Source organism: Kosakonia pseudosacchari, assembly GCF_900184035.1.
Taxonomy (GTDB): Bacteria; Pseudomonadota; Gammaproteobacteria; order Enterobacterales; family Enterobacteriaceae; genus Kosakonia; species Kosakonia pseudosacchari.
This window is the reverse complement of sequence record NZ_FXWP01000025.1, coordinates 22,839-46,354: the sequence shown is the minus strand read 5'-3', so window position 1 is coordinate 46,354 and position 23,516 is coordinate 22,839. Positions and strand designations below refer to the sequence as shown.

General features: G+C 54.8%; 22 protein-coding genes and 1 riboswitch. Of the genes, 7 read left to right on the top strand and 15 right to left on the bottom strand.

Annotation, left to right across the window (positions count from 1 at the left end):
• Positions 1–40: 40 nt before the first annotated feature.
• Genes parE through nudF form a run of 5 tightly spaced genes read right to left on the bottom strand, consistent with a single transcriptional unit; the run spans position 41 to position 4,453 of the window.
• Positions 41–1,933, bottom strand: a complete 1,893-nt coding sequence (gene parE / locus BN2591_RS18850; protein WP_086873383.1) for a DNA topoisomerase IV subunit B — start codon at positions 1,931–1,933, stop codon at positions 41–43.
• Between the two features lie 41 nt (positions 1,934–1,974).
• Positions 1,975–2,550, bottom strand: a complete 576-nt coding sequence (gene yqiA, locus BN2591_RS18845; protein ID WP_086873382.1) for an esterase YqiA — start codon at positions 2,548–2,550, stop codon at positions 1,975–1,977.
• Entirely contained in the window at positions 2,550–3,377 is an 828-nt protein-coding gene (cpdA, locus tag BN2591_RS18840; protein ID WP_086873381.1) for a 3',5'-cyclic-AMP phosphodiesterase, read from the bottom strand. Before cpdA ends, yqiA begins: the two co-directional genes overlap by 1 nt.
• A 24-nt stretch (positions 3,378–3,401) precedes the next feature.
• Positions 3,402–3,824 carry a DUF1249 family protein gene (locus BN2591_RS18835; RefSeq protein WP_017457456.1) on the bottom strand — a complete coding sequence of 141 codons (423 nt, stop codon included), beginning with the start codon at positions 3,822–3,824 and terminating at the stop codon, positions 3,402–3,404.
• On the bottom strand, positions 3,821–4,453 hold the full coding sequence (nudF, locus tag BN2591_RS18830) for an ADP-ribose diphosphatase (RefSeq protein ID WP_086873380.1): 633 nt from the start codon (positions 4,451–4,453) through the stop codon (positions 3,821–3,823). Before nudF ends, BN2591_RS18835 begins: the two co-directional genes overlap by 4 nt.
• Before the next feature lie 206 nt (positions 4,454–4,659).
• Here nudF and tolC point away from each other — a divergent pair, with 206 nt between their 5' ends.
• The 3 genes from tolC (at position 4,660) to BN2591_RS18815 (ending at position 8,067) form a co-directional block, all read left to right on the top strand.
• Positions 4,660–6,090: an outer membrane channel protein TolC gene (gene tolC / locus BN2591_RS18825; RefSeq protein WP_086873379.1), complete on the top strand. Its 1,431-nt coding sequence runs from the start codon at positions 4,660–4,662 to the stop codon at positions 6,088–6,090.
• Positions 6,091–6,232: 142 nt separating this feature from the next.
• On the top strand, positions 6,233–6,901 hold the full coding sequence (locus BN2591_RS18820; protein WP_020455288.1) for a DUF1190 family protein: 669 nt from the start codon (positions 6,233–6,235) through the stop codon (positions 6,899–6,901).
• 5 nt (positions 6,902–6,906) lie between these two features.
• On the top strand, positions 6,907–8,067 hold the full coding sequence (locus tag BN2591_RS18815) for a glutathionylspermidine synthase family protein (RefSeq protein ID WP_086873378.1): 1,161 nt from the start codon (positions 6,907–6,909) through the stop codon (positions 8,065–8,067).
• A gap of 38 nt (positions 8,068–8,105) precedes the next feature.
• On the opposite strand, the gene BN2591_RS18810 is transcribed toward BN2591_RS18815, so the two are convergent.
• The 4 genes from BN2591_RS18810 to ygiD all read right to left on the bottom strand — a co-directional run bounded on the left by BN2591_RS18810 (position 8,106) and on the right by ygiD (position 12,070).
• On the bottom strand, positions 8,106–9,392 hold the full coding sequence (locus BN2591_RS18810; protein ID WP_017457451.1) for a TRAP transporter large permease: 1,287 nt from the start codon (positions 9,390–9,392) through the stop codon (positions 8,106–8,108).
• A gap of 29 nt (positions 9,393–9,421) precedes the next feature.
• Positions 9,422–9,931, bottom strand: a complete 510-nt coding sequence (locus tag BN2591_RS18805) for a TRAP transporter small permease (protein ID WP_086873377.1) — start codon at positions 9,929–9,931, stop codon at positions 9,422–9,424.
• A 62-nt stretch (positions 9,932–9,993) separates the two neighbouring features.
• Positions 9,994–10,971: a TRAP transporter substrate-binding protein gene (locus BN2591_RS18800; protein WP_086873376.1), complete on the bottom strand. Its 978-nt coding sequence runs from the start codon at positions 10,969–10,971 to the stop codon at positions 9,994–9,996.
• A 310-nt stretch (positions 10,972–11,281) separates the two neighbouring features.
• The gene (ygiD, locus tag BN2591_RS18795; protein WP_086873375.1) at positions 11,282–12,070 is read right to left on the bottom strand and encodes a 4,5-DOPA-extradiol-dioxygenase; all 789 of its coding nucleotides are present in this window, start codon (positions 12,068–12,070) and stop codon (positions 11,282–11,284) included.
• A gap of 196 nt (positions 12,071–12,266) precedes the next feature.
• On the opposite strand from ygiD, the gene zupT reads away from it, so the two are divergent.
• Entirely contained in the window at positions 12,267–13,043 is a 777-nt protein-coding gene (gene zupT / locus BN2591_RS18790; RefSeq protein WP_017457446.1) for a zinc transporter ZupT, read from the top strand.
• 26 nt (positions 13,044–13,069) lie between these two features.
• Here the strand turns inward: zupT and BN2591_RS24500 are convergent, their stop codons facing one another.
• A complete protein-coding gene (locus BN2591_RS24500; protein ID WP_017457445.1) occupies positions 13,070–13,243 on the bottom strand; it encodes a hypothetical protein in 174 nt (57 codons plus the stop codon).
• A 244-nt stretch (positions 13,244–13,487) separates the two neighbouring features.
• Positions 13,488–14,141: a 3,4-dihydroxy-2-butanone-4-phosphate synthase gene (gene ribB / locus BN2591_RS18780; protein WP_017457444.1), complete on the bottom strand. Its 654-nt coding sequence runs from the start codon at positions 14,139–14,141 to the stop codon at positions 13,488–13,490.
• A 106-nt stretch (positions 14,142–14,247) separates the two neighbouring features.
• Positions 14,248–14,397: riboswitch (FMN riboswitch) on the bottom strand.
• 122 nt (positions 14,398–14,519) lie between these two features.
• On the opposite strand from ribB, the gene ubiK reads away from it, so the two are divergent.
• On the top strand, positions 14,520–14,819 hold the full coding sequence (gene ubiK / locus BN2591_RS18775) for a ubiquinone biosynthesis accessory factor UbiK (RefSeq protein WP_086873374.1): 300 nt from the start codon (positions 14,520–14,522) through the stop codon (positions 14,817–14,819).
• A gap of 55 nt (positions 14,820–14,874) precedes the next feature.
• On the opposite strand, the gene hldE is transcribed toward ubiK, so the two are convergent.
• From hldE to BN2591_RS18760, 3 genes are read right to left on the bottom strand one after another with little or no spacing between them, the layout of a single operon-like run.
• The gene (gene hldE / locus BN2591_RS18770) at positions 14,875–16,305 is read right to left on the bottom strand and encodes a bifunctional D-glycero-beta-D-manno-heptose-7-phosphate kinase/D-glycero-beta-D-manno-heptose 1-phosphate adenylyltransferase HldE (RefSeq protein WP_086873373.1); all 1,431 of its coding nucleotides are present in this window, start codon (positions 16,303–16,305) and stop codon (positions 14,875–14,877) included.
• A 46-nt stretch (positions 16,306–16,351) separates the two neighbouring features.
• Positions 16,352–19,201 (bottom strand): bifunctional [glutamate--ammonia ligase]-adenylyl-L-tyrosine phosphorylase/[glutamate--ammonia-ligase] adenylyltransferase, encoded by a 2,850-nt coding sequence (gene glnE, locus BN2591_RS18765; protein ID WP_086873372.1) that lies wholly within the window; start codon positions 19,199–19,201, stop codon positions 16,352–16,354.
• Positions 19,202–19,217: 16 nt separating this feature from the next.
• Entirely contained in the window at positions 19,218–20,519 is a 1,302-nt protein-coding gene (locus BN2591_RS18760) for a CYTH domain-containing protein (protein ID WP_086873371.1), read from the bottom strand.
• Between the two features lie 239 nt (positions 20,520–20,758).
• Between BN2591_RS18760 and BN2591_RS18755 the strand changes: the two genes are divergently transcribed.
• A complete protein-coding gene (locus tag BN2591_RS18755) occupies positions 20,759–21,373 on the top strand; it encodes a TIGR04211 family SH3 domain-containing protein (protein ID WP_086873370.1) in 615 nt (204 codons plus the stop codon).
• Positions 21,374–21,440: 67 nt separating this feature from the next.
• Complete coding sequence (locus BN2591_RS18750) at positions 21,441–22,682, top strand: multifunctional CCA addition/repair protein (RefSeq protein WP_017457437.1); 1,242 nt, start codon at positions 21,441–21,443, stop codon at positions 22,680–22,682.
• An 11-nt stretch (positions 22,683–22,693) separates the two neighbouring features.
• Here BN2591_RS18750 and bacA read toward each other — a convergent pair whose 3' ends face one another.
• Complete coding sequence (gene bacA / locus BN2591_RS18745) at positions 22,694–23,512, bottom strand: undecaprenyl-diphosphate phosphatase (RefSeq protein WP_017457436.1); 819 nt, start codon at positions 23,510–23,512, stop codon at positions 22,694–22,696.
• Between the last annotated feature and the right edge of the window lie 4 nt (positions 23,513–23,516).

The following is a 23,516-nucleotide window of genomic DNA, read 5'->3' as shown; positions in this document are numbered from 1 at the left end:
GCCCGCGCATTCGCTAGCCGGGTAAACCTTTCGGACTGTATCAGGCTTCAATATCCGCCATATCGCCTTTTTCTTGTAGCCAGTTGCGGCGATCTTCTGAACGTTTCTTAGCCAGCAACATGTCCATCATCGCGTTGGTCTGCTGCTCGTCTTCGTCGTTGATCACCAGTTGCACCAGGCGGCGGGTATTCGGATCAAGCGTGGTTTCGCGCAACTGCATCGGGTTCATTTCGCCCAGCCCTTTAAAGCGCTGTACGTTCGGTTTACCCTTTTTGCGTTTTAACTGCTCCAGCACACCGGTTTTTTCTTCTTCCGTGAGCGCGTAATACACCTCTTTGCCGAGGTCGATACGGTACAGCGGCGGCAGCGCCACATGAACGTGGCCATTTTTCACCAGCGCACGGAAGTGCTTCACAAACAATGCGCACAGCAATGTGGCGATGTGCAGTCCATCGGAATCCGCATCCGCGAGAATACAGATCTTGCCGTAACGCAGCTGGCTCAGATCGTCGCTGTCTGGATCGATACCGATTGCCACCGAAATGTCGTGCACTTCCTGCGAGGCCAGCACTTCATCGGAAGAGACTTCCCAGGTGTTCAGGATCTTGCCTTTTAGCGGCATGATCGCCTGGTATTCACGATCGCGCGCCTGTTTCGCGGAGCCGCCCGCCGAGTCACCTTCCACGAGGAACAGTTCGGTGCGGCTCAGATCCTGCGCGGTACAATCCGCCAGCTTGCCAGGCAGCGCCGGGCCGCTGGTCAGCTTTTTGCGCACCACTTTTTTGGCGGCGCGCATACGGCGCTGGGCGCTGGAGATGGCCATCTCCGCCAGCAGTTCCGCCGTTTGAATATTCTGGTTCAACCACAGGCTGAATGCGTCTTTCACCACGCCAGAGACAAACGCAGCACACTGACGGGACGATAATCGTTCTTTGGTCTGCCCGGCGAACTGCGGGTCCTGCATCTTCACCGACAGCACATAAGCGCAGCGATCCCAGATATCTTCCGCCGACAGTTTCACGCCGCGCGGCAGAATATTGCGGTATTCGCAGAATTCACGCATCGCGTCCAGCAACCCCTGACGCAGACCGTTAACGTGGGTGCCGCCCTGCATGGTGGGGATCAGGTTGACGTAGCTTTCCGTCAGCAGTTCACCGCCTTCCGGCAGCCACAGTAGCGCCCAATCGACCGCTTCGGTTTCCGCAGAGAAATTGCCGATAAACGGTTTCTCCGGCAGCGTCGGCAGGCCATTTACCGCTTCGCTCAGGTAATCGTTCAGACCATCCTGGTAGCACCAGCGCTGCTCGGCGTTGTTCACCTCATCTTTAAAGGTGATCTCGACGCCCGGGCAAAGCACGGCTTTGGCTTTCAGCAGATGCGTCAAACGGGAAACGGAAAAACGCGGGCTATCAAAGAAGGATTCGTCCGGCCAGAAATGCACGCTGGTGCCGGTATTGCGTTTACCGCAGGTGCCGATCACTTGCAGATCCTGCACTTTTTCACCGTTTTCAAACGCGATGCTATAGACCTGGCCGTCACGCTTGACGGTCACTTCCACGCGGCGGGACAAGGCGTTAACCACCGAGATACCAACACCGTGCAAACCACCAGAGAACTGGTAGTTTTTATTGGAGAATTTACCGCCCGCGTGCAGACGACAGAGGATCAGCTCAACGGCCGGAACGCCCTCTTCCGGGTGGATATCCACCGGCATACCGCGCCCGTCATCGATCACTTCCAGCGACTGATCGGCGTGCAGGATCACGTCCACGCGCTTAGCGTGGCCGGCCAGCGCTTCATCGACGCTGTTATCAATAACTTCCTGGCCCAGATGGTTAGGGCGCGTGGTATCGGTGTACATCCCCGGACGGCGGCGAACCGGCTCAAGCCCGGTGAGTACCTCTATGGCATCAGCGTTATAGGATTGCGTCATGGTTTGTTCGTAGATAGTGACCGCATCGTTTCCCTGATGGCTCAATGCAGCCCAAGGAAATCGATAATCTGTGTGAAATGATTCTCAAAGCCCACAAAAGCATGGTTTCCGCCCTCTTCAACTGTCTGACGGCAGGCATCGTAATAAGCCACCGCCTGGCGGTAATCCAGCACTTCGTCCCCGGTTTGTTGTAGCAGCCAGATTAAATCCGGCGCTTCGAGCGGGTCAACTTGCATCACTTTGAGCTCGTAAATATGGCGAGACTCTAGCACATATTGCTGCCCTGTGTAGGGGTTCTCGTTATGCCCGAGATAATCTGCCAGCAATTCAAACGGTCGCACCGCAGGATTCACCACCACCGCTGGCAACATGAAACATTGCGAAAGCCAGGTGGCGTAATAGCCGCCGAGCGAGGAACCGACGATCCCGAGCTGTTTTCCGCCCTGTTCCAGCACCAGAGATTCCAGCAGTTCCGCCGCTGCCGCCGGATAAGGCGGTAACTGGGGCACAATCACGTTGATCTCCGGGTGATGCTGCGCCAGCCATTGCGAAAGCTGCGTCGCCTTGGCGGAACGCGGCGAGCTGTTAAACCCGTGCAGATAAAGAAGCGTGGACATCAGTAACCTTCTGAAGCGGTGTCCGGCCTGAACCGGGTACTTTCCAGGCGGCAAACTTCGGTGTGCAAGGTTCCGTCCGGGTAGAGTTCCAGCCAGCGCCAGCCTGGCGCGATGGTATCGAGCGTAAAGTTGGCGCAGTGCGGTTTAAATTGTACGCAGGTCGATGGCGTCGCCAGCAGACGACGGCCATTCCAGTCGAGATCCAGCTCCTGATGAATATGCCCGCACAACAGATACCGCACCTGCGGAAAACGCTGTAACACGTTATCCAGCTCACCCGCGTTACGCAGGCTGTGTTGATCGAGCCAACTGCAGCCGGAAGGGAGTGGATGATGATGAAGCAGCAATAAGGTGTGGCGCTGCGGGCTGTCGGTGAGTTTCTTCTCCAGCCAGTCGAGCTGGAACTCGCTCAATTCACCATGCGGTACGCCAAACACCTGGCTGTCCAGCAGCAGAATTTGCCAGTGCTCGCCGATAAAAACGCGTTTCGCCGGCGAGATCCCCGCATCCTGCAACGCGCTGTACATAGCGGGCTGGAAATCGTGGTTGCCCGGCAGCCAAACGCAAGGCGCGTCAAAGCTTGCGATGCCATCAGCGAAAAGCTGATAAGCCGCAGCGGTATGGTCCTGTGCCAGGTCGCCGGTGGCGACAATAAGATCGCATTCACGCTGCTGAGAGCGGATAGCTTCCAGTACCGCCTGATAGCTTTCCCAGGTATTCACCCCTAACAACGTTTCATGCTTTTCGGCAAACAGGTGAGAATCAGTTATTTGTAATACCCTCACTCTGGGCTCACCCGCCAGAGAGAGGTTTAACAGGCTTTCCAAATGGTGTCCTTAGGTTTCACGACGCTAACAAACCGGAATCGCCATTGCTCCATGTGCTAAACAGTAACGCAGCCAATCGGCCAGAAACTGGTTAATTTGATGCTTTTCGTCGCGTTGATGCAACTTTTTATTCGGATAATCATAACGCGCTTTGAAACGAAAGATCTGCTGACTCGAACACACTTCGGCCACCATCGCATCGTGATAAAGGCGCACCGTCATTGACGGCAAGCTCCAGTAACTAATCGATGGCGCGGTCTGCTCAATTTCCACAAGCGTAGTGTAGCGGGTGGACTCGACTATCGTTAACCGGTACTGCGCGTTGGTCACCTGATAGCTCACCGTTTCGCCCGCTACGTCATTACGCGGCAGCAAGCGGCGCAACTGGGCGAAATTGGTTTCGCACAGGCGCATCATTTCTGGGAAGTCAGGTGTATAACGCTTCATTTTTTCCACTCGTTTCGTAAGCTCTCATGATGCAGTTGCAGCCATTGCAGGGCAATGACAGACGCTGCGTTGTCGATTTTCCCCTCTTCTACCCACTGGTAAGCCTGTTCCCGACTCACCACATGAACACGAATATCTTCGTTTTCATCCACCAGACCATGAATACCCGAGGCCTGCGTGGCATCCACTTCGCCCACCAACACGGCGGAACGCTCGCTGGTGCCGCCAGGGCTTGCCAAATAACTCAACATTCTTTTCACACGACCAACGTGCAGACCGGCCTCTTCGATGGCTTCGCGACGCACAACATCTTCATCGCTTTCGCCTTCTTCAATCATGCCGGCCACCATTTCGAGTAACCATGGGGTTTCGCTGGTATCAAACGCCGCAATGCGGATCTGTTCGATCAGCACAACTTCGTCGCGCACTGGGTCAAAGGGTAGCAAGACTGCGGCGTGACCGCGTTCAAAAATTTCACGGCGGACTTCACCGCTCATTTCGCCATTGAATAACCGGTGGCGAAAGCGGTATAGATCGAGCGAAAAAAAACCGCTGTAGAGCGTTTCCCGTGCAATAATTTCTACATCGTTTTTTGTGAAAGTCACTGCGGATGCTACTGGCTTACTCATGGGCGGCGTCTCTTTTGAAATAATGACAAAGCAGTAGATTTCAAGCCTGTATAGCTATCGTTTCAAGTGCTATGTGATAGATTGATGCATATTTACGCCGATGGCACGTTACGCCAAGCTGAAGCGGTGCTTCTATCTGGTAGAATCGGCGATTATTTTTTCTAATTTAGACCAGCGCTAATACTGCTTCACAACAAGGAATGCAAATGAAGAAATTGCTCCCCCTCCTTATCGGCCTGAGCCTGACCGGCTTCAGCGCCATGAGCCAGGCAGAAAACCTGTTACAGGTTTATCAGCAGGCGCGTTTGAGCAACCCGGATCTGCGTAAATCCGCCGCTGACCGCGATGCTGCTTTTGAAAAGATTAACGAAGCGCGTAGCCCGTTACTGCCTCAGCTTGGTTTGGGTGCAGATTATGACTATTCCAATGGCTACCGTGACAGCAAAGGCGTCAATTCGAATGTCACCAGCGCCTCCTTGCAGTTAACGCAAACCATTTTTGATATGTCGAAATGGCGCGCTTTGACGCTGCAGGAAAAAACCGCAGGTATTCAGGACGTCACCTGGCAGACCGATCAGCAAACGTTGATTTTGAATACGGCCACCGCCTATTTCAACGTGCTGAGCGCCATTGATACGCTTTCCTACACCGAAGCACAGAAACAGTCGATCTACCGCCAGTTGGATCAAACGACCCAACGCTTTAACGTTGGCCTGGTCGCCATCACCGACGTGCAAAACGCCCGTTCGCAGTATGACACCGTACTGGCAAACGAAGTGACCGCGCGCAACAATCTCGACAACATGGTGGAAGCGCTACGTCAGGTCACCGGTAATTACTACCCGCAACTGGCCTCGCTGAACGTCGACAATTTCAAGACCGAGAAACCGCAAGCCGTTAATGCGCTGCTGAAGGAAGCGGAAAACCGTAACCTGACCCTGCTGCAGGCGCGTCTGAGCCAGGATCTGGCGCGCGAGCAAATTCGCCAGGCGCAAGATGGTCATTTGCCAACGCTGAATTTAACCGCCTCGACGGGTGTTTCTAACACCTCTTACAGCGGTTCCAAAAGCGCGCAAAACCCGGATGTTGACGCCGGTCAGAATAAAGTGGGCCTGAGCTTCTCCCTGCCGCTGTACCAGGGCGGCCAAGTGAGTTCGCAGGTGAAACAGGCGCAGTACAACTTTGTTGGCGCGAGCGAGCAACTGGAAAGCGCGCACCGCAACGTGGTGCAGACCGTGCGCTCCTCCTTTAATAACGTGAATGCCTCCATCAGCAGCATCAACGCCTACAAACAGGCGGTGGTTTCTGCCCAGAGCTCTCTGGATGCGATGGAAGCGGGTTACTCCGTGGGCACGCGTACTATCGTCGATGTGCTGGATGCGACCACCACGCTGTATAACGCCAAGCAGCAGCTCTCCAGCGCGCGTTACAACTACCTGATCAACCAGCTGAACATCAAATCCGCGCTGGGTTCTTTGAACGAGCAGGATTTGCTGGCGTTGAACAGCACGCTGGGTAAACCGGTCGATACCGCGCCGGAAAGCGTCGCGCCGGAAGATGCGCAGCAGGCAGCAAGTGTTGATAACTTCAACGGCAACGCACAACCTGCCGCAGCACGCACCAGCGTGAAACGTTAATCAGTACTTTTCGACAACGGGGGCATCCAGCCCCCGTTTTTACGTAAGGCAACGTAAAGGCCTCCCCTCCTTGCTTTAACTTCCCTCCCTCATCCTCTATCCTGAGCGTTTACTCATGCCTTTGGGGTCCAGGAATATTACAATGAAACGGACAAAAAACATCCAACACGCAACGTTCCGCAAAAGCTGGAGCGCACGCCATCTGACGCCTGTCGCGCTGGCGGTTACCGCTGTTTTTATGCTGGCGGGTTGTGAAAAAAGTGACGAGACAGTTTCCCTCTATCAAAACGCGGATGATTGCTCATCGGCGAACCCGGGGAAAAGCGCGGAATGTACCGCCGCGTATAACAACGCGCTGAAAGAAGCTGAGCGCACCGCGCCGAAATACGCCACGCGTGAAGATTGCGTTGCCGAGTTCGGTGAAGGTCAGTGCCAGGCCGCACCGGTACAGGCTGGCGTAGCGCCGGAAAACCAGGCGCAGGCGCAGTCCAGCGGCAGCTTCTGGATGCCGCTGATGGCTGGTTACATGATGGGTCGTATGATGGGCGGCGGCGCGGGCTTTGCACAGCAGCCGCTGTTCAGCTCGCGTAATCCGGCAAGCCCGGCTTATGGTCAGTACACCGATGCTTCCGGAAAAGGCTATGGCGCAGCGCAGCCCGGTCGTACCATTAACGTGCCGAAAACGGCGATGGCACCAAAACCGGCTACTACCACCACGGTAACGCGCGGCGGCTTTGGTGAATCTGTGGCGAAGCAGAACACCATGCAGCGTAGCGCCAGCGGTACAACCACCCGTTCAATGGGCGGCTAAGCGCCATGGAAAGAATCAGTATTACCGAGCGCCCGGACTGGCGCGAAAAAGCCACCGAGTACGGCTTCAATTTTCACACCATGTACGGCGAGCCCTACTGGTGTGAAGATGCCTATTACAAGCTGACGCTTGCGCAGGTTGAGAAGCTGGAAGAGGTGACCGCAGAATTGCACCAGATGTGCCTGAAAGTGGTAGAGAAAGTCGTCGCCAGTGATGAGCTGATGGCGAAGTTTCGCATCCCTAAGCACACCTGGAGTTTTGTGCGCCAGTCATGGGCCACGCATCAACCCTCTTTGTATTCGCGCCTCGATCTCGCCTGGGATGGCATTGGCGAACCGAAGCTGCTGGAAAACAATGCGGATACGCCGACCTCGCTGTATGAAGCCGCCTTCTTTCAGTGGATCTGGCTGGAAGATCAGCTCAATGCCGGTAACCTGCCGCAAGGCAGCGATCAGTTCAATAGTCTGCAAGAGAAGCTGATTGAGCGCTTTGCCGAGTTGCGTGAGCAGCACGGTTTTCAGCTCCTGCATTTCACCTGCTGCCGCGATACGATCGAAGATCGCGGTACGGTGCAATATTTGCAGGATTGTGCGGCCGAAGCTGAGCTGGCCTCCGAATTCCTTTATATCGAAGACATTGGTCTTGGGGAAAAAGGTCAGTTCACGGATTTGCAAGACCAGGTGATTGGTAACCTGTTTAAGCTCTATCCGTGGGAATATATGCTGCGCGAAATGTTCTCTACCAAGCTGGAGGACGCAGGCGTACGCTGGCTGGAACCCGCCTGGAAAAGCATTATTTCCAACAAAGCACTGTTACCGATGTTGTGGGAAATGTTCCCGGATCACCCGAACTTGCTGCCGGCTTATTTTGCCGAAGACGCGCACCCGGAGATGGAAAAATACGTTGTTAAACCTATTTTCTCCCGCGAAGGCGCCAATGTGTCGATCATTGAGAACGGCAAAACGGTCGAAGCCGTCGAAGGGCCGTACGGCGAAGAAGGCATGATCGTGCAGCAGTTCTGCCAGCTCCCTAAGTTCGGCGACAGCTATACGCTGATTGGCAGCTGGCTTATCAATGATCAACCTGCCGGGATCGGCATTCGCGAAGATCGCGCCTTGATAACGCAGGATCTCTCCCGCTTCTATCCGCACATCTTTGTGGAATAAGCGAAAACCCGGCGACTCAGGCCGGGTTTTTTATTGCCTTACAACACACCAAACAGTTTCGGCAGGAACAGCGAGATCGCCGGAATATAGGTTACCAGCATCAGTACTAAAAACAGGATCAGGTAGAACGGCAGCATCGCTTTTACTACCTGTTCGATCTTCTGTTTGCTGACCGCACTGGCGACAAACAGCACCGATCCGACAGGCGGTGTGATCAAGCCAATTCCCAGGTTTACCAGCATGATCATGCCGAAATGTACCGGATCGATGCCCAGCGCATTGGTCACTGGCAGCAGCACCGGCGTCAGGATCAAAATCAGCGGCGCCATGTCCATCAGCGTGCCGAGCAAGAGCAGCATGATATTAATGCACATCAAAATAACGTATTTGTTATCCGAGATTTGGGTGAAGGCTTCCGTAATGCGAGCGGGTAATTGCATATAGGTCATCACCGCCCCGAACGCGGCGGCAAAGCCAATCAGGATCATCACAATCGTCACTGTTTTCACCGTGCGGTACATCAGCTTTGGCAGCTCCGACCATTTGTAATCGCGGTAAATAAACATGGTGACGAAAAAGGCCCACAGGCAGGCGATCGCCGCTGACTCTGTCGCAGTGAAAATCCCGGACAGGATGCCGCCCATGATGATCACCACCGTCATCAGCCCCCACAGCGTATCCACGAAGATCTTCAACGCCTGGCGAAACGGCACGCGCTCCCCTTTTGGATAACCGCGTTTATGAGCGAATGCCACGCACATCACCATCAGGGTAAAACTGAGCAACAAACCCGGCAGGATCCCGGCAATAAACAGCGCGGCAATAGAAACCGTACCGCCCGTCGCCAGCGAGTAGATCACCGAATTATGGCTCGGCGGCGTTAAGATCGCCTGCACCGATCCACTGGCGGTAACCGCGGCGGCAAAATCACGCGGATACCCTTTTTTGTCCATTTCCGGGATCATCACCGAACCGATCGAGGCGGTATCGGCCACGGACGATCCAGAAATCGCGCCGAAAAACGTGGAAGCGACAATATTGACTAACGACAGCCCGCCGCGAATAAAGCCGACAAAAATATAGGCGAAATTGACCAACCGCCGGGCGATCCCCCCTTCGGCCATGATCGCGCCTGCGAGAATAAAAAACGGGATCGCCAGCAACGAGAACTTATTCACGCCGTTAGTCAGCTGGATCATCACCGCTTCCAGCGGAATATCGATATACCACGCGCCAAGCACCGCGCTAATGCCCACGGCGTAAGCCACCGGTACACCCACCGCCAGCATAATGGCCAGCGTAAAGACCAGAATAAATGCATCCATAAACGTTCCTTACGGGATGTGATCGGGGATTAGCTCGATGAACCCAGCATCACCACCGGGCGGTGATATTGCGCGCCAAAAAACATTTTTTCGATAATAAACAAGATGGTAATGGCAGAACCGACAGGCAGTGGTAAATAGCTTTCTCCTGCGGTAAAGAGCGGGAATTCGGCGACCGGTTGTTCCCATAATTCCGCGCATAGCGCCGTGCTATACCAGAGAATAAAAACGCTGATCGCCAGCAGCATCAAATCCGCAAACACAAAGCAGACTTTGCGCAGCGGTTCGCTTAAACGATCGGTAACCATACTGACCGCAATATGCGAACCCGCGCGGTAGCTCACGGCGGCGCCAATAAAGGTAAAGGTCACCATGCAAATAATCGCGACCGGCTCCGGCCACGATAACGCGCTGTTCATGACGTAGCGGGCGAAAATGCCCACCGGAATAATCGCCACCATAATTAACAGCGCCAGACCAGCAATCCACATCGATATCCGGTACAGAATATCCATCAACAACGAATAGCGTTCAGCCATAGCAGTTTTCCAGGTGAAAGTTGCAAATGGGCAGGAGATAAAACAAGCCTGCCCGGCAAAAGTTATTGCACTTGTTGAATACGGGTAATCAGCTCCTGATGCGCTTTGCCGTATTTATCGCGCACCGGTTGGGTCGCTTCAAAAAACGCTTTGGTATCAATGTCATGGAATTGCACGCCACCCGTTTTCATCGCTTCCAGCGATTTTTCGTTATAGGTTTTCCACAATTCGCGCTGTTCTGCTTGTGCCTCTTTCGCCAGTTTGAGAATTAATTCCTGATCCTCTTTTTTCAGCTTGTCCCATTTGGCTTTTGAGAACAAAAACAGCTCGGGAATAATAAAATGCTTACTCCAGGTATAATTTTTGACGACCGGTAAATAGTTATGCGCGACGAATGTGGGCGGGTTATTTTCGGTGCCATCAATTACGCCGGTTTGCATTCCGCTGAACACTTCGCTGACCCCCATCGCCACCGAGTTAGCACCCATCGCTTTCAGCGTATCAAGCGCAATGGGGCTGCCCTGCACACGGATTTTCATGCCTTTAAGATCTTCCGGCTTAGTGACTGGCGCTTTGGTGATCAGGTTACGCGTTCCGGCGTCCATCCAGCCCAGGAAGATCAGGCGCGATTTACTGCTTTCCGACAGGCGATTACCAATTTCCTGGCCAATCATGCCATCCAGAACTTTATGCATATGGTCTTCATCGCGAAAAATATAAGGCAGCGTAAAGACGTTGATTTCCGGTAATATCGCCGCGACTGGCGTCATCGAGACACGAATAATATCAATGGCACCAATTTGTGCTTGTTCAATGACTTGCTTCTCGTCGCCTAATACGCCGCCTGGAAAGGTCTTAATATCCAGCCGACCATCTGTCGCCTTGCTGAGTTTTTCACCCATATGTTTTACCGCCACCACATTCGGGTAGTCGGCGGGATGAACATCGGCAGCGCGAAAGGTTTGGGCGACAGAGGCGTGGGAGATAAACAGCAGAGCGGAACTAATACAGACTTTTTGTAAGGTTTTCGCTGAGTTCATATTTCCGTGTCTCCAGAGGGTTTAATTTTTAGGCGCAAAAGACCGACCGCGAACAGAATGTTCGTGGCATTACACCGGATTGTTTTTATGGGTATGTCTGAAAACCAGACACTCTGAAGCGTAGTCACTCAGGTGGGTTATTGCGACGATGATGTTCACAAAAAGAGCCGAAATTCAGCACGCCGTTTCATTTTTGTAGCGAAGCTCTTTTTATTTTCAAAAAAACCGTATTTCAGGTGCTTTTTTTTGCGATCCTCCTCGAAGTTTTCTATTTTCAGGCGAAAAAAATGGCGCATAACGCGCCATTCATTTAGCCAACCTGGACCGAAAGCATACTGAGCGATCCCATCTCGATACCCTCGACCGGTATCGACACCGGTTCCTTGCCATCCCATGCGCCAAGCACATACAGCAGAGGCAGGAAGTGATCCGGCGTCGGGTTAGAGAGCGAACCGCCTTCATGGTCAAGATAATTGACTAACGGATGCTGCTCAGTTGGCCCCTGCCAGGTCAGGTTCTCTTTCACATAATCATTGAACGCCGTTGCCCACGGATAAGGGGTATTTTCGCCATGCCAGCGCGCGGTACGCAGGTTATGTACCACGTTACCGCTGGCAACCAGCATGATGCCTTCATCGCGAAGCGCCGCCAGCTTGCGGCCCATTTCGAAGTGCCATGCCGCCGGTTTGGTGCTGTCGATACTGAGCTGCACCATCGGAATATCCGCGTTCGGGTACATTTTGATCAACACGCCCCATGAACCGTGGTCAAAACCCCAGGCTTCTTTATCCAGCGTTACTGGCACAGGCGAGAGCAACTCCACCAAACGCTGAGCCAGCTCTGGCGAGCCAGGTGCCGGATAATGCGTGTCGTACAACGCCTGCGGAAAACCGCCAAAATCATGGATAGTTTTTGGCGCTTCCATGGCGGTTACGCCGGTTCCGCGAGTAAACCAGTGCGCGGATACCACCACAATCGCTTTCGGGCGTGGCAGCGTCTCGCCCAGAGCGCGCCAGGCGCGGGTATAAACGTTATCTTCCAGCACATTCATTGGGCTGCCGTGGCCCAAAAACAGTGCGGGCATGCGAGGTGCTGACATGGTGATATCCTTACTGAGTGTGTCTATTTGATAAACGTAGATTACGCTTTTTCGGTAGGTGAAGAACTCAGATAACCGTGATGAAGATCATCAGTAATTTTGAATGTAAGGAATGCGTAAAGCCAGCCAACCCGTCTCGCTTTTCGTGCAACAAAAACGTAGATTAATGAGAATGATTATCATAAAGGAGCAACCTATGTCAGTACCTTTGATTCTGACCATCCTGGCAGGCGCGGCGACGTTTATTGGCGCGCTTCTTGGTGTTATCGGCCAGAAGCCCTCAAACCGCGTACTGGCGTTTTCGCTCGGTTTTGCCGCCGGGATCATGCTGCTTATCTCGCTGATGGAGATGTTGCCCGCCGCACTGGCAACGGAAAATATGTCGCCTATGCTCGGCTACGGCATGTTTGTCGTCGGCTTGCTGGGCTATTTCGCGCTGGATCGCATGTTACCGCACGCCCATCCGCAAGATTTAATGCAGGGCACACAGCAAACTTTTCCGCGCGGTATTCGCCGTACCGCCATTTTGCTGACGCTCGGTATCAGCCTGCATAACTTTCCGGAAGGGATCGCGACTTACGTTACCGCCAGCAACGATCTGGAGCTCGGTTTTGGCATTGCCTTCGCGGTCGCGTTACACAATATTCCTGAAGGGCTGGCGGTCGCCGGGCCGGTGTATGCGGCAACCGGGTCAAAACGCAGTGCGGTATTCTGGGCGGGCATCTCGGGTATGGCGGAAATCCTTGGCGGCGTGCTGGCGTGGCTGATTCTGGGAAGCCTGGTCTCGCCGGTAGTGATGGCGGCGATTATGGCGGCGGTTGCCGGGATCATGGTGGCGCTGTCGGTTGATGAATTAATGCCGCTGGCAAAAGAGATCGATCCGAATAACAACCCGAGCTACGGCGTACTGTGCGGCATGTCGGTGATGGGGTTAAGCCTGGTGGCGCTACAGGCAATGGGATTTGGCGGTTAAATAAGGTGATTGCGGGCAGCGGTGTTTTAATCGCCCTGCCCAACGCGCCGCAGTTTTTTCACCTCATCAAGCACGCGTAAATAACCTTTATAAATCGCTTCGCGATCGTGACGGCAGGCTTTGCAATTACGTTTAAGCACGTGGATATAGCCAACAACCAGCACAACAATAGCCACAATCCAATACCAGGAAATAAACACATTGCCTCCGTCATATATTCGGCAAAAATTGCTTCACAAATGAATCACGAAGCCACTTAATTTGAACGAGTTAGAAAAATCTCAAATCCGTTTTAATACTCGCTGCAGCGCTTACCACTTTATAAGTAGAACAGCAGATTTTCAATGCGTGCTGACCAGAAGCGCGCCAAACTTTGACGCAGAACAGGCAAAAAAAATCCGCAGCTAAAAGCTGCGGATTTTTATGAATAAGGCGAACGATTAATTAACTGGCTTTGCGCTCATGTTCCTGGCGATAAGCCACCAGGTCTTCAATTGTCACTACTGCCATATTGTGCTGTTTCGCAAAGGCGATGCATTCCGGCGCGCGCGCCATCGAACCATCGTCATTGGTTAATTCACACAGCACACCCGCCGGTTTGAAGCCCGCCAGCGTCACTAAATCGATAGTCGCTTCTGTGTGACCACCACGAGTCAGCACGCCACCCGGCTGCGCACGCAGCGGGAATACGTGACCAGGACGGTTCAGATCGGACGGTTTAGCGCCATCGGCAATCGCCGCACGAACGGTGGTAAGACGGTCAGCCGCCGAAACGCCGGTGGTTACGCCGTGCGCCGCTTCAATGGTCACAGTAAAACCGGTGCCAAATGCGCTGGTGTTGTTCTCTACCATCATTGGCAGATCGAGTTGTTTACGGCGTTCGTCGGTCAGGCACAGACAAACAATGCCGCTACCGTGGCGAATGGTCAGCGCCATCTGCTCAACGGTCATGGTTTCAGCGGCGAAAATCATGTCGCCTTCGTTTTCGCGGTTCTCGTCATCGAGCACCATCACACCACGGCCTTCGCGCAGCGCGGCAAGAGCGTGTTCAATACGTTGGAAAGGCGTGCCAAAAGAAGAAAGCAGCGTCTGATTCATGGTAAAAGACCTCAATAAAGTTATGGTTACCAGAATCAGGGCAGTCTTAGGAGTGTCGCAATGCGGCAAAAAAATAACGCGAGCGGGCGTCATTGCCCGACAGATTCGTTACTCTCTCCCATCCGGACTTTAACCGTCGGCTCCGGAATTACACCGGATCTGCTGACCTTCAGGCGGTAACCTGAAGCGCTCGCGGGCTTTCAGCATGCGCTGATTTACCGCCGGTGGGGAATTTCGCCCCGCCCTGAGAATAAGCGCGATAACTATAACGCCATTGATAATCTTCGGCAATGCATAAGCTTCAAACAATTCTGGTTTATCACCTGGGGTTATCACACTACAATAACTCCATGAACCTATCCGAACAGGGACCCCAACATGATTGATCCGAAGAAAATTGAACAGATTGCGCGACAGGTTCACGAATCCATGCCGAAAGGGATCCGTGAGTTTGGGGAAGACGTTGAGAAGAAGATCCGCCAGACGTTGCAATCGCAGTTAACCCGCCTCGATCTGGTCAGCCGCGAAGAGTTTGACGTACAGACACAAGTTCTGCTGCGCACCCGCGAAAAACTGGCGTTGCTGGAACAGCGCCTCAGCGAGCTGGAAAGTCGCAACAGCGGCAATGTCACTGAAGTGAAACCGGCCCCTGCTATTCCACCGGTTGATGAACAATAGTAAAAAGCCCTCATAAAGAGGGCTTTTTCTTTTTCACCATTCACCAGCCGCGCCGTTATTGGCTATCTTTCTGGATCTTTTTGATGATGTTGGTGGTTGAGCAACCGTCTTCAAAGTTGAGCACAAGCACTTCGCCACCGTTCGCCCAGACTTCTTCGCTACCGGCGATCTGTTCGGGTTTGTAATCACCACCTTTCACCAGCAGGTCCGGCAGGATCCCGGCAATCAGGCGCTGCGGCGTATCCTCTTCAAAGGACACCACCCAGTCCACGGCTTCCAGCGCGCTCAGCACAATCATGCGCTGCTCAAGCGGGTTAACCGGGCGAGTTTCCCCTTTCAGGCGTTTGGTAGACGCGTCACTGTTAACCGCAACAATCAGGCGATCGCCCAGTTTGCGCGCATTCGCCAGATAAGAGACATGCCCGGCATGCAGAATGTCGAACACGCCGTTAGTCATCACCACTTTCTCGCCGCGCTTACGCGCCGCCGCGACGGCGACTTTCAGTTCGTCTTCCGTCATCACACCAAAACCGGTTTCTGAACGACCACGCACCGCGTTTTCCAGCTCAATTGGCGACACGGTTGAGGTACCGAGTTTACCGACCACCACGCCTGCAGCAGCGTTGGCGAAATAGCATGCTTCTTCCAGTGAATTCCCGGCCGCCAGCGTCGCCGCCAGCACGCCAATCACCGTATCGCCCGCGCCAGTGACGTCATACACTTCCTGCGCCTGGGTCGGCATATGCAGTGGTGCTTTGCCCGGCTGCAGCAGCGTCATCCCCTGCTCGGAACGAGTCACTAACAGTGCAGAAAGTTCATAATCGGCAATCACTTTCATGCCGCGTTCGACGATCTCGTCTTCGCTTTTGCACTTCCCGGCTACCGCTTCAAACTCAGAAAGGTTCGGGGTCAGCAGAGTGGCGCCGCGATAGCGTTCAAAATCAGTGCCTTTCGGATCGATAAGCACCGGCACACCCGCTTTGCGCGCCAGCGCGATCATCTGCTGAACACTTGCCAGCGCACCTTTGGCGTAATCCGACAGCACCAGCGCGCCAATGTTGCCAAGCGCCTGGCTGATGCGTTCATGCAGCGGTTGCGGATCGACCCCGTCAAAGCCCTCTTCAAAATCCAGGCGAATCAGCTGCTGGTTGCGCGACAGCACACGCAGCTTAGTGATGGTGGGGTGCGTCGGAACAGAAACGAAGTCACATTTAACATTAACATCCGCCAGCGCTTTGCTCAGCGCGCGCGCCGCATCATCAATGCCAGTCAGGCCAACCAGACGCGCCGTTGCGCCCAGCGAGGCAATGTTCATCGCCACGTTTGCCGCACCGCCCGGTCGCTCTTCAATAGTATCGACTTTCACAACCGGAACTGGCGCTTCCGGAGAAATGCGGCTGGTTGGGCCGTACCAGTAGCGATCCAGCATCACATCACCCACCACCATGACACCGGCTTGCTTAAACTCTGGCAGCGTAACTTTCATTCCTGTCTCCTGAGAGATACAAAATTTGCGCGCGATGATACCACACTTACGCCGGGGCGCACGGTTCCACCAGCCACTTGTCCCAGCTGGTTTTGATAAGCGCACGCTCGGCGACAAAACAGGAGAGCGCCACATGTCCTGGCAGCTCTTGCAGCGCCAGGTGGTGCAGCTCATCACGCAACGTGGTGTACGCCAGCGTCAATGCCTGCGCTTCCTGCTCATCCATGATGCCGTTTTGCGCCAGCCCTTCGAGGATGCGCACATTATCCGACCAGCGCGTCAGTTTCGGCTTCTCATGGGCAAAGCGCAGCACCAGATACTGAGCGATAAACTCAATATCGGTAATACCGCCTTCATCGGCTTTTAGATCGAAACGGTCTTTGTGCTTGTTACCAAGATGGGCGCGCATTTTCTCACGCATTTCGCGCACTTCGGTTTGCAGGGTGGCCGCATCGCGGGAGGTCATCAGGATATCGCGGCGAATGGTGTCAAATTCGGCGGTCAGTTGCGGATCGCCGTACACCACGCGCGCACGCGCCAGCGCCTGATGCTCCCATGTCCAGGCTTCATTTTTTTGATAATCGGCGAACGCTTCCGCAGTGGTCACCAGCATTCCGGCCGCGCCGGACGGGCGCAAACGCGCATCGACTTCATAAAGAATGCCGGACGACGTGCGCGTGCTGAACAGGTGCATCACGCGCTGTGCGAGGCGCAAATAGAACTGGCGGCCATCGATTTCACGCTCGCCATCGGTCATCACATCCATCGGGCAGTCGTGCAGGAACACCAGATCCAGATCGGAGCTGTAACCTAATTCCCAGCCGCCAAGTTTGCCGTAACCGACCACGGCGAAACCGCGCCCTTCGCGATCGTGCAGATGCGTCGGCTGGCCGTAACGCGCCACCATCTGGTTCCAGGCTTGCTGCACCACCGCATCGATAATCGCTTCCGCCAGCCAGGTTAAGTGATCGCTCACTTTCATGACGGGTAACGTACCGGCGATATCTGCCGCCGCTACGCGCAACAACTGCGCCTGCTTAAACTGCCGTAGCGCCTCCAGTTGCTGCTCTTCATCCTCTTCCGGCACGCGCAACAGGTATTGTCGCAGTTCATCGCGATAGGCGTTCATCGCCGTCGGTTGATAGAGCGTGTTCGGGTCGAGCAGTTCATCGAGCAGGATCGGGTAGCGCGCCAGTTGGCTGGCCACCATCGGCGACGCGGCGCACAGGGAAATGAGGTGTTTCAGCGCACCGGGGAATTCACTCAGCAGCTCAAGGTAAGTGGTGCGGGTAATAATCCCGGTGAGCAGCGGCGTCAGGCGCGACAACGGCACTGGCGCATCGTCACGCGAGCATACATCGCTGAGCAGATGCGGCATTAAGTGATCGAGTACTTGTCGCCCGCGAGGGCCAATGGTGCGTTTATCCAGCTCTTTGCGAAAATCGGCAATCAGCGCCACCACACGGCGGCGATCGTCCTCGGAAAGATGCGCCAGCACGGGCGTGGAGTCCTCTTCCTGCAACGCATCTTGCCACAATTCGCGCCAGCCCTCAGAAAGCGCATCTTCCGGCGAATCCGTTTCATCATCGCCAATCAGATCGTTGAAAATCTGCCGCACCGCCGACATATGCGCTTCCAGCGTTTCGCAGAGCGCTTCCCAGCTCTCTTTGCCCATTCCCCAGGCGAGGCGCGCGCGATTCAGATCATCGGCCGGCAGCGTCTGTGTCTGTTCGTCATTAATGCTTTGCAGCAAGTTTTCCAGCCGTCGCAGCCACAAATACGCCTCGCGCAACCGGGGTGCATCACCATCCGGCAGCAGATGCAGTTGATCAATGGCAGCAAGCGTCGGCAACAGCGAACGCGATTGCAGCGCAGGCTCGCGACCGCCGCGAATCAACTGGAAAACCTGCACGATAAACTCTATTTCGCGAATACCGCCCGCGCCGAGTTTTATGTTGTCCTTCAGGCCGCGACGCCGCACTTCGCGGGCAATCATGCCTTTCATGTTGCGCAGAGACTGGATCACGCTGAAGTCGATATAGCGGCGGAAAACGAACGGGCGCAGCATGGCGCGCAACTCTCGCGCATGGTCGCCGTCGTTGTCCCCCATAATGCGCGCTTTCACCATCGCGTATCGTTCCCAGTCGCGCCCCTGCTCCTGGTAGTAATCTTCCAGCGCGGCAAAACTCAGCACCAGCGGGCCGCTGTCGCCAAAGGGACGCAAGCGCATATCGACACGGTAGACAAAGCCATCCTGCGTTGGCTGGTCGAGGACTTTAATTAGCCGTTGACCAAGGCGGGTAAAAAACTGTGCGTTATCCAGCTCACGGCGTCCGCCGCGCGTGGCGCCATTTTCCGGCCAGGCGAAAATCAAATCGATATCGGATGAGAAATTGAGTTCGCCGCCGCCAAGTTTACCCATACCGAGCACCAGCATCGGCTGCGCGACGCCTTGCGGATTGCACGGCGTTCCCCACTCACGGCAGCAGGCGTCATAGAGCCAGTCGCGCGCGGCGACGATCAGGGTTTCCGCCAGCACGCTGAGCTGTTGCAGGATATCCTCTTCCGCCACCAACTGTAGCGCCTGACTCCAGGCGATGCGCACCATAATGCGACGGCGAAACAGCCGCAGCGTGCGCATCAGCGAGGTTTCATCGGTGACGCCCTCCAGCGCCGCTTGCAGCCATTGCGCGTAGTGTTGCCACTCGTTCGCTGGCGGCGGTGCGCTTTCAAGCTCTGCCAGCCACTCAGGATGCGCGATGATGCTGTCCTGAACAAAATCACTAAAAGTGAGCACTGACTGCGCCTGCGCGCTCAATGGTTGCGCGGTGAGCGCTTCCGGCAGACGAGAAAAAACCGTTTGCCAGTGCTGCGACAATCCTGCGTGGTGCGGCATGCGAAATATCCTTTCGTTAACGTTTTCCGCTGTGCAACCAGAACGGCTCCTGGGTAATGGCGGTATTACGGAAATGTTCGATTTCAACTCTCTGGCGCGTTTCAATAGCGTGCTGAAGCCCCTGCCAGTTTTCCAGCCACTCCACGGCGCGCGCGCGATCGTAATGTCCGGCCAGCAATAACGCGCTGTCGATATCACGCGCCAGCCGCGGTAACTGGTCGCGATAGCTGTCGCCCAGCGGCTGGGCAAAGGCTTTTTTCAGCTCGGCGGCGCTGCGTGAAAGATGAACGTCAGCAAAGCGTTTAAAGGAGTCGGCAAACTTAGCCTGCGCTTTTTCATCAAGGAAGGTTCGCCAGCCCTGCGTCACTAACCACTCGGTGAGCACCAGTTTCGCCAGGGCTGATTGCGCACTCCACACCGCCGTATCTGCTGAAACGGCTGAAGTAATGGTCGCTTCGGACTGCGTCAACAGATCACGTAAGTGAGCGCTCGCTTTACGAGGAACGATACCGCCAAACAGCGTCAGCGTGTGACGCAGCAACGCAATGGCGCTCAACACATCGGCTTTCGCTTTCTCATTGCCACGCACCCACAGCTCTTCATGGTATTGCCATTGCGACAACGCCAGTTCCAGCGCGGCGGCAAAAGCCTGCTCAATGCTGGCCTTCGCGGGGGTTTGCAGAATCGCCGTTGGGCGGCGTTCGCGCACGGCATTGCCCTGTGCCAGGTGATAACCACGCGCCGCTTTACTCAGGCTGCCCTGACGCAACCCGGAGACATTTATCAGTTGGCGCGCCAACTTGAGGATATCCGCCGGAGAACCGCTCAGCAGTTCCAGTTCCAGTTCACAAATCGGCTCAACAAATTCACCCGCTTTGACTTCGCCTAAATCAAGGCCAATCTCAATGCGGCTCTCGCCAACGTTAACCAGCCATTTTTCACGGTAGAAATCCGTACTAAATAGCGGCTGCGCTCGCGCCTGTAAATCTTGCGGAAGTACACCATCAGGCCACACTTCCGCCGGGAAGCGCGCCAGATCGAGTTCCGGCTGAGTAAGCGGGATATTGTATTCAGGCCGCTGATGCAAACCGCCAATCACCCGCCCGGCGATTTTCATCGTCATTTCGTACTGGCCGTCAAAACCACGGATGCGCAGCCCCATATCGTGGCCGCGCAGCCAGTTATCCGGCGTCTCGTAATAGATGTTGAGTAACTGGCTGGACGCGATATGTTCTTCGGTCAGCGTATGCAGATGTTGACGAAGCGTTTCCACGCTGTCGCTCTTCACGATAAACTTTAATTCGATTTCCTGAGCCATGGCCTTGCACTTATGGTTATGTCACATCAGTGAAAATTTCGGCGAACTAACGCGCCCGATGTTTGTCAGTAGATAGTATTTTGCGTCAAATTGCCATGCAATGCGCAATCTGACGGGTGCAAAAGTTCGCGTAAGTGCGCAGTTTGACCTGGAAGATTCCGATTGATGCCAGCAGCCAGGTATCGTCAGACTGTTGCCACTGTTTATCACTCACATTTAATGAAAAAAATGACTGCCTGATGCCAAAATTACGCCTGATTGGATTGACCCTTTTTGCACTTAGCGTGTCCGTTGGTACCCACGCCGAAGAAAAACGTTACGTTTCCGATGAACTGAATACCTGGGTTCGTAGCGGCCCGGGCGATAATTATCGCCTTGTCGGCACGGTGAATGCCGGTGAGGAAGTCACGCTGTTGCAGGAAAACAGTGATTACGGCCAGGTGCGCGACAGTACCGGGCGTACCGCGTGGATCCCCCTGAAAGAGCTGAACAGCCAGCCAAGTCTGCGCACCCGCGTGCCAGAGCTGGAAAACCAGGTGAAAACGCTGACCGATAAACTGAGCAATATCGACAATACCTGGAACCAGAAAACCGCCGAAATGCAGCAGAAAGTCGCCCAGAGCGATAGCGTGATTAGCGGTCTGAAAGATGAAAATCAAAAGCTCAAAAATGAGTTAATCGTGGCGCAGAAGAAGGTGAATGCCGCGAACCTGCAACTGGATGACAAACAGCGCACCATCATTATGCAGTGGTTTATGTATGGTGGCGGCGTGCTAGGCGCAGGCTTGATCCTCGGTCTGCTGTTACCGCATATGATCCCTACCCGTAAACGCAAAGATCGCTGGATGAACTAAGCAGATTCGCCATCTTCTCTACACTTACGTATTATCTGTCGGCAAATGTGTAGAGGAGAGTGGCGGCGTGAAGAGTTATCTGGTCGGTGGTGCAGTACGTGATACGTTGTTGGGCCTGCCGGTCAAAGACAAAGATTGGGTTGTTGTTGGCGCAACGCCGCAAGAGATGCTCGACGCGGGTTACCAGCAGGTAGGCCGTGATTTTCCTGTGTTCCTCCACCCGCAAAGCCACGAAGAGTATGCGCTGGCGCGTACCGAGCGCAAATCTGGCTCCGGCTATACCGGTTTCACCTGTTATGCCGCGCCAGACGTCACACTGGAGCAGGATCTGCTGCGCCGTGATTTAACCGTGAACGCGCTGGCACAAGATAGCCAGGGTGAGATTATCGATCCCTATGGCGGTCAGCAGGATTTGCGTAACCGCATTCTGCGCCACGTCTCGCCGGCGTTTGGTGAAGATCCGCTGCGCGTGTTACGCGTTGCGCGCTTTGCTGCCCGTTACGCGCACCTCAGCTTTCGTATCGCCGATGAAACACTGGCGCTAATGCGCTCGATGACCGATGCGGGCGAACTTGAGCACCTGACCCCCGAACGGGTGTGGAAAGAGACCGAGAGCGCGCTGCAAACCCGTAATCCTCAGGTTTATTTCCAGGTGCTACGCGATTGCGGCGCGCTGAAAGTGCTGTTCCCGGAAATCGACGCGCTGTTTGGCGTACCGGCACCGGCGAAATGGCACCCGGAAATCGACACCGGCATACATACGCTAATGACGCTCTCGATGGCGGCAATGCTCAGCCCGCAGGTGGATGTGCGCTTCGCCACGTTGTGCCATGATTTAGGCAAAGCGCTAACGCCAAAAGCGCTCTGGCCGCGCCATCACGGGCACGGCCCGGCGGGCGTCAAACTGGTCGAGGGGTTGTGCCAGCGACTGCGCGTACCAAACGAGATCCGCGATTTAGCCAAACTGGTGGCCGAGTTCCACGACCTGATCCACACCTTTCCTATTTTGCAGCCGAAAACCATCGTCAAATTGTTCGATTCCATCGACGCCTGGCGTAAACCGCAGCGTGTTGAGCAAATCGCGCTGACCAGCGAAGCGGACGTGCGTGGGCGCACCGGTTTTGAAGCCTGCGACTATTCGCAGGGGCGTTTACTGCGCGAAGCCTGGGAAGTGGCGCGCGCCGTGCCGACGAAAGCCGTCATAGAGGCAGGGTTTAAGGGAGCGGAAGTGCGTGAGGAGCTGACGCGTCGGCGGATTGCCGCGCTGGCGGTCTGGAAGGAACATCGTTGCCCTCAGCCAAAAGACTGAGGGCGCAAGTCTTAGAAGAAGACCAGATAAACCGCTGCCGCGACCACAAAACGGTAAATCGCGAACGGAATAAAAGAGATGTGTTTAATCAGCTCCAGGAAGGTTTTGATGGCAATCAGCGCAACGATAAATGCGGTGATAAAACCGACGGCGAACATTGGGATATCACTCACGGTGAGAAAGCCCATGCTCTTGTAGAGATCCAGTACCGTCGCGCCCATCATCATCGGCACCGCCAGCAGGAAAGAGAACTCGGACGCCGCATAGCGGCTAACGCCCATCAGCATCCCGCCTGAGATCGTCGCCCCGGAACGGGAAAAACCCGGCCACAGTGCCAGACACTGGAAGCAACCAATCATAAAAGCCTGGCGATAAGTCATATCATCCACGCCCTGCGCGCGCGGGACTTTCGGCTTCAGCACTTCAGCGGCAATCAGCAAGAAACCACCCACCACCAGTGCATAGGTCACGTTTAGCGGGTTAAACAGCGATTTGATGGTATCGTGGAATACCAGTCCCAGCACCACCGCCGGGATCATGCCTAACAGGATATGAATCAGCGTCAGGCGGCCGGTGCCAGTGCCTTCATGCGGCTGCTTGCCGAAATGAATGCCAATCAGGCCAAACAAACGCCGCCAGAACATCACCACTACCGCGAGGATCGAACCTAACTGGATCACCACCTCGAACGTTTTTGCCGTATCACCTTCAAAGCCTAATAAATGCCCAACGATTATCATGTGACCGGTACTGGATACGGGCAGAAATTCTGTGAGACCTTCAACGACACCCAGAATGGCTGCTACCAGCAATGAATGCATATCGCCCATCAAA